A 12,019-nucleotide genomic window follows, 5' to 3' on the forward strand; every position below is an offset into this window, starting at 1 on the left:
CTCGTCGGTGTCCGGCAGCCGACCGCTGGACGGCGCCTTTAGATGGCTGGCGCGCAATTTACCCATTCGCGGCAGGCTGTCATCAGTGCTTAGCAATGAAACGACGCTGCGATCCAAATTAAGGCAATTGGCCTGGGAACAGATCAAGGCCATTCTCCAGTAGGAGGCGGCGATCCGTCCTGTCTTTGCCTTGGGAAGGGCGATAATCGCCAATCGCCGCGCAGGAGGGCCGCAGCCCAGCCAGCGTCAGATGTCAGCCGCGGCCTTGGCTAGCCCGGCCGTCAGGTCTCCATAGCCTGTTGCGCGCCGCTCATAGACGAGGCCAAGCAGTTTCGCGGCCTTTTCCGCGACCTTGTCGAGCTCCGGATCGTCGGTCTGGGCCAGGTAGATCAGCTTCTCGTAATTGCCGAAATAGTCCTTGATCAGCTCCGGATGCCTGTCGAGGCCGAGCGGCTTCATGAAGAAGGCGTCGAACTGGCGGCAGAGGAAATCGGTCATGTAGAAGGACATCATGTCGTCGTCGGCGACCTTCGCATAGGCATCCATGCCCTGGTAGAAGGCAAAGCAATGCGGACCGGCCATGCGTTCGACGCCATGCTTCTCGCAGACCCGATCGAGCAGGCCGCCGGTGCCGCAATCGGCGTAACCGACGAAGATGTTGCTGTAGCCTTCCGCCTTGGCCTTTTCGATGGCCTTGTCCATCGCCGGCGCGATGCGGTCCGGATAGAAATGGAACTCGGCCGGAAGGCATGTCAATTCGAGGTGATGAAGCCCGAGCTGTTCCTTGACGGCCAACACCTCGCGCGCAATCATCCCGCAGGCGATGATGAGCAGCTTGTCCGCTTGATTCTGCTTGGGTCTGGGCATCTTCATGAAACCAGCCGAGCCGGCTTTCGTTGCTGTGGGGCGATCTACCGAGAGAGGGATAAACCGTCGATGAAACTGTTACGCATTGCGCCAATCGCAATCCTGGCCTGTGCCCTGGCCCTTTCGGCCTGTGCCAACACCGTTCGCGGCGTCGGCAGGGATATCAAGTCTACAGCCAAGGCCGTTGACGATACCGTCAAGAAGCCCTGACCGCCGCTGCTCCCAACATCTGGGAACAAAAAAGCCGCGCTGCAAGGCGCGGCTCTTCCTTTGTCGAGCGTCCGCCTTGCCTTGGTATCAGGCGGAAGCGCGCACATTGTGTTTGCGCTTCATGTAGTCCTTGGCCGTTTCGACCGCCACAGCGGCATCGCGGCAATAGGCGTCGGCGCCGACCGCCTTGCCGAATTCCTCGTTCAGCGGCGCGCCTCCGACCAGGACGACGTAGTCGTCGCGGATGCCCTTTTCCTTCATCGTGTCGATGACGACCTTCATGTAGGGCATGGTCGTGGTCAGCAGCGCCGACATGCCGATAATGTCCGGCTGGTGCTGCTCGATGGCATCGAGATATTTCTCGACCGCATTGTTGATGCCAAGGTCGATGACGTCGAAGCCGGCGCCTTCCATCATCATGCCGACGAGGTTCTTGCCGATGTCGTGGATGTCGCCCTTGACGGTGCCGATCACCATCTTGCCCTGCTTGGGCGCGCCGGTGGCGGCAAGCAGCGGGCGCAGGATGGCCATGCCGGCCTTCATCGCATTGGCCGACAACAACACTTCGGGAACGAACAGGATGCCGTCGCGAAAATCCTCGCCGACGATGCGCATGCCCTCCACCAGCGCCTCGGTCAGCACCTTGTAAGGCGCCCAGCCGCGCTCGAGAAGGATGTTGGTGCCTTCCTCGATCTCTTCTTTCAGACCGTCATAGAGATCGTCGTGCATCTGCTGCACCAACTCGTCGTCGGAAAGCTCGGAGAGGATGATCTCGTCGTCGGACATTGTTTCTCAGGCTCCTTGCTGCCGGGAACGACCATGGCAGCTTAAAATCAACGCGCCAATACCTAACCCGCGAGGGGCGGGTATCCATAGCTGATTTGCGACTTCCCGCAAAAGGAAAGCGACTGAAAAATCTATCGGTTTTCTTGTCGATTTTGCGACAGGCGTTGGCGCGGACGGGCCGTTTCGAATAGGGTGCATGGCTACGATCCGCCGGAAGCCGCGATAGGCGGCCACAACGGTTCCGGGCCGGACGCTAATCAAGCCGGTCCAAATTCAGGGAAGAACGATCATGAGCGAACACGCGGCAGTGGACCAGGAAGCGTCAAACGCGCGACGTGGACGCGGCGCCAGCGGCGGGGCGGCGGCAAGGCGGGCGGCACGTTCGGGCGGCGGTCCCGGCACCCAGCTCACCTACATCAAGCGCAAGATCAACGTCTATGAAGTGCTCGACGAGGAAGGCCTGGCGCTGATCGAGAAGAACACCGACACGGTGCTCGAAGAAATCGGCATCATCTTCCGCGACGATGCGGAGGCGTTGCAGCTGTGGAAAGAGGCGGGCGCCGACGTCAAGGGCGAGCGCGTGCATTTCCCGAAGGGGCTCTGCCGGTCGCTCTTGAAGACCGCGCCCTCCATCTACACCCAGCATGCCCGCAATTCCGAACGCTCGGTGCAGATCGGCGGCAATGCTACCGTCTTCGCCCCGGTCTACGGACCGCCCTTCGTGCGCGACCTCGACGGCGTCAGGCGTTACGCAACGATCGAGGATTTCCAGAATTTCGTGAAGCTCGCCTATATGGCGCCTTCCATCCACCATTCGGGCGGCACCGTGTGCGAGCCGGTCGACGTACCGGTCAACAAGCGCCATCTCGACATGATCTACGCGCACATCAAATATTCCGACAAGCCGTTCATGGGTTCGGTCACCGCGCCGGAACGTGCCGAGGACACGGTCGCCATGGCCAAGCTGGTGTTCGGCGACGACTTCGTCGAAAACAACACGGTCCTGACCAGCCTGATCAACGCCAACTCGCCGATGGTGTTCGACGAGACCATGCTTGGCGCGCTGAAGGTCTATGCGCGCCACAACCAGGCCTGCATCGTCACGCCATTCATCCTCGCCGGCGCGATGAGCCCGGTGACGGTCGCCGGCACGCTAACCCAGGTGCTGGCCGAGGTGCTTGCCGGCGCTTCGTTCACGCAGCTGATCCGGCCGGGCGCGCCGGTGCTGTTCGGCACGTTCGCCTCGTCGATCTCGATGCAGTCGGGCGCGCCGACCTTCGGCACGCCGGAGCCGTCGCTGGTATCCTACGGCGCCGCACAGCTCGCACGGCGCCTCGGCCTGCCATTCCGCACCGGCGGTTCGCTCTGCGCCTCGAAAATCCCCGACGCGCAGGCAGCCTATGAAAGCGCCAACACGCTGAACTCGACCATTCTTGCCGGCACCAATTTCGTCCTCCATTCGGCCGGCTGGCTCGAGGGCGGACTGGCGTCCTGCTACGAAAAATTCATGATGGACATCGACCAGCTCGGCATGACGCAGAAGTTCTCCGAAGGCGTCGACCTGTCGGAAAACGGCCAGGCGATGGACGCCATCCGCCAGGTCGGGCCGGGCAGCCACTATCTCGGCTGCGACCACACGCAGGCGAATTTCCAGACCGCCTTCTACCGTTCCAACATCGCCGACAATAATTCCTACGAGCAGTGGCTGGCCGAAGGCGAGAAGACCGCGCCGCAACGTGCCAACGAACTCGCCCGCCGCTGGCTGGAATCTTATGAGGCGCCGCATCTCGATCCGGCGATCGATGAAGCGCTGAAGGACTTCATCGCCAAGAAGAAGGGGTCGATGCCCGACGCCTTCACGTGAAAGGAGCCCGAGTCAGGCGGGGCTAAAGTCGCCAACATCATCCACAAGGAAGTCTGGCGGAGTGCTTTCTCCGATCCGGTCAAGAAGGGATGATTCTTTCGCGCGGCAAGATAGAGGAGATTGCGGCCGCGCTTGGCGCCAACGGCCTCATCCTGCGTGGCGGCTTCACCTTTGCGGATGGCGAGGCGGCGCCTTGTGGCCGCTCCGGTGCACCGGCCAGGTCGGCGCTCCTGATAGGGCAGGCGGGGGCGGCACCCTGGCCGCATTTCCTGCGCTGGCGTGACAGTCAATCGCAGGCCATCGCCGATCCGCTCGATGCCTGGTCCCGGCAGGTCATTGGCGCGGTCGCGGAAGAATTCGACGCACGCGCCGTATCGCCTTCCGACAAGCCCTATCTGCCGTTCCAGCAATGGGCGATGCGGGCCGAGGGCCTGAAGCCGTCGCCGCTCGGTATCCTCATGCATCCGCAATACGGGCTTTGGCATGCCTATCGCGGCGCGCTGCTGTTCGCGGACGAGATCGCGCTTCCGGAGACTCGCGAGGCGATCCATCTCTGCGACGCCTGCGTCGATAAACCCTGCCTGAAAGCCTGCCCGGTCGACGCCTATTCCGCAGAGGGGTTCGCCCATCAAGCATGCCTGGCGCATGTGCGCGGGCCAAGTGGCGACCCCTGCCGTGACGGCGGCTGCCTCGACCGCAACGCCTGTCCCTATGGCGTGGCCTATCGCTACCCCCCGGACGTGCAGGTCTTTCACATGTCAGCGTTCGCAGGCCTGTAAGCTCGTCGCGCTGCCGCACGAAATGTTGACTGCCAAAATCAGGCAACAGCTTGCCCTGCCGGCCTGCCCGGATATGTATCGCCCAGCAACCGAACGGAGCTGGCGATGGCGAAACAGGACCTTCAGATCAAGACCAGGGACGGTAAAGCGAGGGCGGGGCTGTTCCGCCCGGTCAACGCTTCCCCGCCCAAGGCCGGCGTCATCCTCTACATGGATGCTTTCGGCCCGCGCCCTGCGCTCGACGGCATGGCCGAGCGGCTGGTGGAGGAGGGCTACGCGGTTCTGGTGCCCGATCTCTTTTATCGCAACACGCCGTACGGTCCGTTCGATGCCAAGACCGCCTTCGTCGAGGAAAAAACCAAAGTGCCGCTGATGGCGCTGATCAGCGGCACGACGCAGGAAATGACGATTGCCGACAGCGGCGCCTTCCTCGACGCACTCGCTGCCGAAGGCGTCACCGGGCCGATCGGCGTTGTCGGCTATTGCATGGGCGGCGCGCGGGCGCTGAACGCAGCCGCCTTCTATCCGGATCGCATCAGGGCGGCGGCCAGTTTCCATGGCGGCAATCTCGCCAGCGACGCGGCCGACAGTCCGCACCGCAAGGCGGGGTCGGTCAAGGCACGCATCCATGTCGGCATGGCCGGCGTCGACAGGAGTTTTCCGCCCGAACAGTCGGCGCGGCTCGCCGAGGCGTTCAGGGTGGCGGAAGTCGATTACGTGCTGGAGAATTATGTCGGCATGGCGCATGGCTGGTGCGTGCCGGACCATAGCGTCTACAATGAAGTTGGCGCCGAGCGGCATTGGAACCGGTTGATCACCCTGTTTTCCGAGACGCTCAGGTAGGTCCTTCGGCCCCAACGCAAACCCAGCCCAATTTGCTGGACGCAGTGGGCCCAAACTTTCATGAGCTCGCGCCGCCCGTCCTTGGGCACCTTCATCCCGTAAACGGGGTGAAGGAGAACTGCTTTCCAAAAAAATCTTTCCCTCACCCCAAGGATTAGCCATTAGCCTTCGTCCAACAGGCAAATGATGGCGATGATGCTGGATGAGAGCGAAGCCTCCGACGCCGAGCTGATCGGGCGGGCGAAGGGCGGAGACAAGGGGGCTTTCGGCGCGTTGCTCGAAAGGCACTACGACTTCGTCTATCGCGCCGCCTACCGCTGGTGCGGCCGGAAGGCGGATGCCGAAGACATCGCCCAGGAAGTCTGCGTCCGGCTCGGCAAGGCGATCCGCGACTATCGCGGCGGCAGCGCCTTCACCACCTGGCTTTATGCCATGACGCTGAACGCCGCGCGCGACATGATGCGCAAGAGCGCCCGCGAGACGGTCAAGACCGAAGCCTATGGCGTCCATGCGCTGATTTCGGGCGAGAATTGCGAAGAGCCGGAAGACCCTGCCGAGGCGCTGTGGGCCGCGGTGCGGCGACTGCCGGACAAGCAGCGCGACGCCGTGCTGCTGGTCTATGGCGAAGGCTTGAGCCACGCCGCCGCCGCCGAGGCGATGGCGATCTCGGAGGCGACGGTTTCCTGGCACATCCATGAAGCGAAGAAACGGCTGAAGACGTTGATGCGCTCGGCCGGGGAAGTGTGACCATGGTCGACGACAAGGACCTTAGAAGGCTGCACGACATCGCAGCACCAGCACCCGGCGAGAGCGCGAAGGCGCGCGCCTTCGAAGCCGCCATGCGCGCCTATGATGAGGAAAATATTTCCGCCGCCGCCCAAGGATCGGTCGGCGGTCTTCGTCTCACAGAGCGAGCACGAAAGCTCTGGAGCGAAATCATGCAAAAGAAACTCATTGCCACGCCGGCCATTGCCGGGCTCGTCGCCCTGCCGATCGCCGGATACGCCACTTTCCATATGCTGAGGGAGCAGCCGTCGACTTTCGGTGGTGGCGAGAAGATCACCGAGACGCTAGCCGACAAGCCCGCCACGGTGAAGCCGCTGGCCAAACAGGCGACGGGCGATCAGGCGATCAACGAACCGCTCGCAACGAGCGCGCCTGAGAAAGACAAGAAGGCCGACGCGGAAAGCCGCGACGCAAAAGACGCCTTGGCGGCGCCGAGCAAATCCGAATCGGCCGTTGCCGGAGGCTTGGCACCGCAGAATGCGCAGGAACAGGTTGCGCCGGCGGAACCTGCACCACCTGCGCCAACGGGCGAGTTCGCCCTGGATAGCACTGCCGCGCCCAGCACGTCGCGAGCCGCACGCATGTCCAAAACGATGGTACCGCAGCAGCCCGCCATGGCGCCGGCGGACCAGATCGCACCACCGGAGGAAAACCGCGATCGCGTCCAGGATTTCAAGACCAATCCGGTGCATTCGGCACTCGAGGACCCGGTTTCGACCTTTTCGATCGATGTCGACACCGCTTCCTATTCCTTCGTGCGCCGTTCGCTGAAGGAGGGCTTCCTGCCGCAGGCCGACACGGTGCGGGTCGAGGAGATGATCAACTACTTCCCCTATGACTGGAAGGGGCCGGCCTCCGCGTCGACGCCGTTCAATTCGACCGTCAGCGTCATGCCGACGCCGTGGAACGCGCACAGCAAGCTGATGCATGTCGCCATCAAGGGTTTCGACTTCAAGCCGGCCGAGCAGCCCAAGGCCAATCTGGTGTTTTTGATCGACGTCTCGGGTTCGATGGACGAACCGGATAAATTGCCGCTGCTCAAGTCGGCATTCCGGCTTCTGGTCAGCAAGCTGAAGACCGACGACACCATCTCGATCGTCACCTATGCGGGCGATGCCGGCACGGTGCTGATGCCGACGAAGGTTGCAGAGAAGGACAAGATCCTCAACGCCATCGACAATTTGCAGCCCGGCGGCTCGACCGCCGGGGAGGCGGGCATCAAGGAGGCCTACAAATTGGCCGAGCAGTCCTTCATCAAGGACGGCGTCAACCGCGTGATGCTCGCCACCGACGGCGACTTCAATGTCGGCCAGAGCGACGACGACGATCTCAAGCGCCTGATCGAACAAGAGCGCAAGAGCGGCGTCTTCCTTTCGGTGTTCGGCTTCGGCCGCGGCAATCTGAACGACCAGATGATGCAGACCATCGCGCAGAACGGCAATGGTACCGCCGCCTATATCGACACCCTGGCCGAGGCCGAGAAGGTGCTGGTCGAGGATTCCTCCTCGACGCTGTTCCCCATTGCCAAGGACGTGAAGATCCAGGTCGAGTTCAATCCCGCCAAGGTCTCGGAATATAGGCTGATCGGCTATGAGACCCGCGCCTTGAACCGCGAGGATTTCAACAATGACCGCGTCGATGCCGGCGAGATCGGCTCGGGCCACTCGGTCACCGCCATCTTCGAGATCACCCCCAAGGGCAGCGGGGGGGAGCAGGTCGATCCGCTGCGCTATGGCCAGGCCGCGGTGAACAATGGCGGCGTCGCCAATGCGGACGAATACGCCTTCGTTAAGATCCGCTACAAGCTGCCCAAGGAGGACGTCTCGAAGCTGATCACCACGCCGGTGACGTCGGCCAACGAGGTGGCGTCCTTCGACCAGGCCAGCGCCGACCAGCGTTTCTCCGTCGCCGTCGCGGCGTTCGGCCAGAAGCTGCGCGACGAGGATGCGACGGCGAAGTTCGGCTATGACAAGATCATGGAGATCGCCACTGGAGCCCGGGGAGCCGACCCGTTTGGGTACAGGTCCGAGTTCCTGTCGCTTGTGCGCCTTGCCTCCGCGCTGGGCGGCAATCGGTAGTGATGACGGCCGGTTTCTTCAGATGAGACCGTTCCGACGGAGGAACCGACCCACGGGCGGGTGAGGCAGGCCGGCGAGGGATTTCACCCTTGCCGGCCTTTTTTCGGAATCTGCGATCGTTAAATTGCGCGGCATTTCCGGTACCGGATCGCAATTTCCTGTTGCTACGCCGGACAGGTATAGGGGCTTGAGGGAGCCGGAATTGCAGATCAGGACTACCGCCAACTCGACACCGCCGGCACGGGACGCTTCGGCGGGTTCACCAGCCCAATCGGCCGAATCCAGGCGCATCGGCGACGATGTCGCGCAGGCGCGCCACACCGCCATGTCGGCTCTGACCAACGAGCGTTTCCGCATCATGCTGGAGCAGATCACCGATCCGGTTTCATCCGGAGCGCTGATGACGATGCGCGGCGACAATGTCGTCGATCTCAAATCGGCGCAGTCGAGCTACGCCGACAACAGCGAGTGATCTAACCCGACCAAGTCAGGCCCGGCCGCGGCGACGCTCGCGGCGGGCCTCGCCGGTCTCGGCGGTGTTCGCCGTGGCCACCTTGTTGCGCATCGGACCGATGCGCTCGACGATCGTCTCGACGGTCGGGCGATCCGCCTTGGTGTGGGCGTCGAGCGCCTTGCGCATGGCGGCCAGGTGCTGGAACGAGGTGCCGCAGCAGCCGCCGATGATTTTCGCGCCGCCGTCGACGGCAAGGCGCACATAGTCGGCCATCAATTCGGGCGTGCCGGAATAGTGGATTTCGGTGCCGCGGAATTCGGGAATGCCGCAATTGCCTTTGACGATCACAGTCGCCTCCGGCTTCGCCTGCGTCATGTCGAGCAGCGAGGCGAGGATGTCGGAAGCGCCGACGCCGCAATTGGCGCCGACGCCGAGCGGTGCTTGCGACAAGCCGTCGGCGACGCCGTGTATGTCCTTCGGCAGCAGGCCCATCATGGTGCGGCCGGCGGTGTCGAAGGAACCGGTATAGGTGTAGGGCAGGCCGACGCGGATCGCCGCCTGGGCGGCGGCACGGATCTCGTCGGGCGCCGACATGGTCTCGATCCAGGCGACCTCGGCGCCGCCTTCCTTGAGGCCTTCGATCTGCTCGGCGAAGGCGTCGACCGCCTCGTCATAGGTCATGGCGCCAAGCGGCACCAGCAACTCACCGGTCGGACCAACGGAGCCGGCGACGATCACCTTGCGGCCGGCCTTGTCGGCAACCGCGCGGGCGATCTCGGCGGCGCGCTTGTTCAACGCGTGCACGCGGTCCTGCGCATGATGCAGCTTCAGCCGGTGACGGGTGCCGCCGAAGGAATTGGTCAGGATGATGTCGGCGCCGGCGTCGACGAAATTCTGGTGCAGGCTGGTGATGGTGTCCGGGGCGGTCTCGTTCAGCAGCTCAGGCGCCTCGCCGGCCTCCAGACCCATTGCGAACAAATTGGTGCCGGTGGCGCCGTCAGCCAAAAGCACGCCTTTTTGCGCCAGCAGCGCGTCGATCGGGTTGGTCGTCGTCATCGGGTTGGCTTTCATATCCTGAATTCGGATAAGGATATAAAGAAGTCTTTATGTCTAGTCAATGAAATAGCGACGGCAGCGTCGCAGCCAAAGGCGCCGTAATTGTCGACAGTGGTCATGCGGAGCCAGAGGAAAACGACATGTCGGCCAGATTGCGCGCGAACGCGGCCGCCTCGTGCGGATTGACGTCGGCGGCACGGATCAGATTGTCGAAATGCCGGGTCAATGCCTGGACCGGCTGGGTGGCGTTCAGCACGACATACATGTCGCCGACATAGATGGCGGCACGGTAGGGCCCGAAGATGGTGAGCGGGATGGAATAGCGCATGCGGCCGTCGTAGAGAAACAGGCGGAAAGTCGGGTAGAGATCGTCAAGCAACGTCGCCATATGGGCGAGTTGCTGCCGACGGTCGGCCTCCGGGAAGCGGTCCCAGACGCCGAGGCCGCGCGCAAAAATCTCCAGCGTGTGTCGCGGCATGCAGACTTCCATGTCGGTTTCCGGGCGCCGGTTGTATTCGATGCGGTATTGCGTCTCATTTGCCTGTGCGAGCCGGCTTCTGTTGGTGATGTTTGCCTCATAGTCGACCAGCGCGTGCGTCCGCAGAAGATCGGGGATGCCGGCCGGCACGTAGCGGATCTTGGTGCCGGCGGCCTCGGCGAACCATCTGGCCAGAAGCGTGCGGTCAAAACCGTCGGGGGCTTCCTCGATTTCCAGGCTTTCGCGGATTTCACCGGTGACGCCCTCGTCCTGGCTGAGGCCGAGCAGCCAGTCCAGCGACACTTTGAACTCGGCCGCAATGTTGAGCAGCGTCTCGGCCCGCGGCAGGCGCGTCGACGCGCCCGACATCAGCTGCGACAGCGCCGACCGATCGATGCCGACGGCGGTGGCGAAGGCGGACTGGTTGAGGTCGGACCTTGTCAGGAGCAGCTTGAGACGCTCCCGAAAGATTGCTGACAGATCTCGTTTGTCCATCTCCCAACTCCCGAATCATGAGGAAAAATTTTCGCCGGAACCTCCCCACGAGGCGCTTCTGGCGCAAATGAATCTCTAGGTATGTTTACAATCTGTAACATGTGCGGTCGAAAATGCGCAATCGCAACATTTTGTACACTTTGTCTCGTTGAGTCGAATCGTTTCTCCTGACACTATGCTGTCAGGAGCCACTGGGGTTCCGGCGACTGAGGGGCAGTGGTCGATAGCATGACTGGCAAGAGCATAAGGCGACGCAACACACCGGCCATCGAGTGGCCGACCGTAGCCCTCGCTTTCTTCTGTTACGGAGCATGGCTCGCCACCGGTCTGCTGCTCTGGCCGTCCTACCCGATCCCCGCACTCGCTCTCCTCGGTTTCATCCTGGCACTCCAGTCGTCGATCATGCACGAAGTGCTGCACGGCCATCCGACGCGCAATGCGCTGATCAACGAGGCTTTCGTCTTCCTGCCGATCGGTCTGGTCTGGCCGTTCCGCCGTTTCAAGACGCTTCACCTGCGCCACCATGCCGACGAGCGCCTGACCGATCCGCTCGACGATCCGGAGAGCTACTACCAGGCGCTGTGGCAGCATGACGACCTGCCGCGGGCAATGAAATTCCTGCTCAGGATCAACAACACCATGGCCGGCCGGTTCTTCCTCGGTCCCTGGCTGTCCTGCATCGGCTTCTTCATCGACGACGCCAAGCATATGATGGCCGGCGACAAGGCCATCCGCAAAGCCTGGCTGCTGCATGCGATCGGCCTCGCCATCGTGGCGCCGATCGTGCAGTTCGGCTTCGGCATTCCGCTTTGGCTCTATATTCTGCCTGTGTGGCTCGGCCAGTCGCTGATCGCGATCCGCACCTTTGCCGAGCATCAATGGTCCGAGCACCCGGAAGGCCGCACGGTGATCATCGAGCGCTCGCCCCTGTCGTTCCTGTTCCTCAACAACAATTTGCACTTCGTCCACCACAAGACCCCGACGGTGGCCTGGTACCGGCTGCCTCAGCTGTTTCGCGAGCGTCGCGAGGAATGGCTGCGGATGAACAATGGCTATGCCTATCCCAACTATTTCGCGCTGATCAGGTCCTATGCTTTCAAGGCCAAGGAGCCGATCGTGCATCCGGTGTTGCGGCGTCAGCCGGAACCGGGCAGGGCATTCAAGCCGCGCGTCAGGGCGCGCAGCATCAGTGGGCTCGGCACCGCACCGGTCCCGGCCGAGCCGCCCAAGGAATGAATCCTGCGACACGACCGACGGTGTCGGCTATTTCTAATCCAGCGGCGCGTTTTTGCGATCCCTTCTCCAGATTTGATGGTCAAATCC

The 12,019-nt window shown here is 62.7% G+C and carries 11 protein-coding genes; 7 read left to right on the forward strand and 4 right to left on the reverse strand.

Annotated features, from left to right (window positions below; all coding sequences use genetic code 11):
* Positions 1–246: 246 nt before the first annotated feature.
* A complete protein-coding gene (locus LB566_RS24030; RefSeq protein ID WP_224627865.1) occupies positions 247–873 on the reverse strand; it encodes a DUF1638 domain-containing protein in 627 nt (208 codons plus the stop codon).
* A 291-nt stretch (positions 874–1,164) separates the two neighbouring features.
* On the reverse strand, positions 1,165–1,863 hold the full coding sequence (locus tag LB566_RS24035; protein ID WP_140551359.1) for a corrinoid protein: 699 nt from the start codon (positions 1,861–1,863) through the stop codon (positions 1,165–1,167).
* A 289-nt stretch (positions 1,864–2,152) separates the two neighbouring features.
* Here LB566_RS24035 and LB566_RS24040 point away from each other — a divergent pair, with 289 nt between their 5' ends.
* The 6 genes from LB566_RS24040 (at position 2,153) to LB566_RS24065 (ending at position 8,685) form a co-directional block, all read left to right on the forward strand.
* The gene (locus tag LB566_RS24040; RefSeq protein WP_140559618.1) at positions 2,153–3,727 is read left to right on the forward strand and encodes a trimethylamine methyltransferase family protein; all 1,575 of its coding nucleotides are present in this window, start codon (positions 2,153–2,155) and stop codon (positions 3,725–3,727) included.
* Between the two features lie 89 nt (positions 3,728–3,816).
* Positions 3,817–4,506, forward strand: a complete 690-nt coding sequence (locus LB566_RS24045) for a 4Fe-4S dicluster domain-containing protein (protein ID WP_224627868.1) — start codon at positions 3,817–3,819, stop codon at positions 4,504–4,506.
* 105 nt (positions 4,507–4,611) lie between these two features.
* Positions 4,612–5,349, forward strand: a complete 738-nt coding sequence (locus tag LB566_RS24050; RefSeq protein WP_224627870.1) for a dienelactone hydrolase family protein — start codon at positions 4,612–4,614, stop codon at positions 5,347–5,349.
* Positions 5,350–5,535: 186 nt separating this feature from the next.
* The gene (locus tag LB566_RS24055) at positions 5,536–6,096 is read left to right on the forward strand and encodes an RNA polymerase sigma factor (protein WP_224627872.1); all 561 of its coding nucleotides are present in this window, start codon (positions 5,536–5,538) and stop codon (positions 6,094–6,096) included.
* Positions 6,097–6,098: 2 nt separating this feature from the next.
* The gene (locus tag LB566_RS24060; RefSeq protein ID WP_224627874.1) at positions 6,099–8,213 is read left to right on the forward strand and encodes a vWA domain-containing protein; all 2,115 of its coding nucleotides are present in this window, start codon (positions 6,099–6,101) and stop codon (positions 8,211–8,213) included.
* 202 nt (positions 8,214–8,415) lie between these two features.
* Positions 8,416–8,685, forward strand: coding sequence for a hypothetical protein (locus tag LB566_RS24065; RefSeq protein WP_181172500.1), 270 nt, complete (start codon positions 8,416–8,418; stop codon positions 8,683–8,685).
* A 15-nt stretch (positions 8,686–8,700) separates the two neighbouring features.
* On the opposite strand, the gene bmt is transcribed toward LB566_RS24065, so the two are convergent.
* Positions 8,701–9,723, reverse strand: a complete 1,023-nt coding sequence (bmt, locus tag LB566_RS24070) for a betaine--homocysteine S-methyltransferase (protein ID WP_181172501.1) — start codon at positions 9,721–9,723, stop codon at positions 8,701–8,703.
* A 115-nt stretch (positions 9,724–9,838) separates the two neighbouring features.
* Positions 9,839–10,696 carry a helix-turn-helix domain-containing protein gene (locus LB566_RS24075; RefSeq protein WP_224627876.1) on the reverse strand — a complete coding sequence of 286 codons (858 nt, stop codon included), beginning with the start codon at positions 10,694–10,696 and terminating at the stop codon, positions 9,839–9,841.
* Positions 10,697–10,924: 228 nt separating this feature from the next.
* Here LB566_RS24075 and LB566_RS24080 point away from each other — a divergent pair, with 228 nt between their 5' ends.
* Positions 10,925–11,932: a fatty acid desaturase gene (locus tag LB566_RS24080; RefSeq protein ID WP_224627878.1), complete on the forward strand. Its 1,008-nt coding sequence runs from the start codon at positions 10,925–10,927 to the stop codon at positions 11,930–11,932.
* The last annotated feature ends 87 nt before the right edge of the window (positions 11,933–12,019 follow it).

The organism is Mesorhizobium sp. CA13, assembly GCF_020165235.1.
Lineage (GTDB): Bacteria > Pseudomonadota > Alphaproteobacteria > Rhizobiales > Rhizobiaceae > Mesorhizobium.

Excerpts from the sequence above, each read along its gene's own strand:
- LB566_RS24030 (WP_224627865.1), bottom strand. The coding sequence starts at position 873 with ATGAAGATGCCCAGACCCAAGCAGAATCAAGCGGACAAGCTGCTCATC.
- LB566_RS24035 (WP_140551359.1), bottom strand. The coding sequence starts at position 1,863 with ATGTCCGACGACGAGATCATCCTCTCCGAGCTTTCCGACGACGAGTTG.
- LB566_RS24040 (WP_140559618.1), top strand. The coding sequence starts at position 2,153 with ATGAGCGAACACGCGGCAGTGGACCAGGAAGCGTCAAACGCGCGACGT.
- LB566_RS24045 (WP_224627868.1), top strand. The coding sequence starts at position 3,817 with ATGATTCTTTCGCGCGGCAAGATAGAGGAGATTGCGGCCGCGCTTGGC.
- LB566_RS24050 (WP_224627870.1), top strand. The coding sequence starts at position 4,612 with ATGGCGAAACAGGACCTTCAGATCAAGACCAGGGACGGTAAAGCGAGG.
- LB566_RS24055 (WP_224627872.1), top strand. The coding sequence starts at position 5,536 with ATGGCGATGATGCTGGATGAGAGCGAAGCCTCCGACGCCGAGCTGATC.
- LB566_RS24060 (WP_224627874.1), top strand. The coding sequence starts at position 6,099 with ATGGTCGACGACAAGGACCTTAGAAGGCTGCACGACATCGCAGCACCA.
- bmt (WP_181172501.1), bottom strand. The coding sequence starts at position 9,723 with ATGACGACGACCAACCCGATCGACGCGCTGCTGGCGCAAAAAGGCGTG.
- LB566_RS24075 (WP_224627876.1), bottom strand. The coding sequence starts at position 10,696 with ATGGACAAACGAGATCTGTCAGCAATCTTTCGGGAGCGTCTCAAGCTG.
- LB566_RS24080 (WP_224627878.1), top strand. The coding sequence starts at position 10,925 with ATGACTGGCAAGAGCATAAGGCGACGCAACACACCGGCCATCGAGTGG.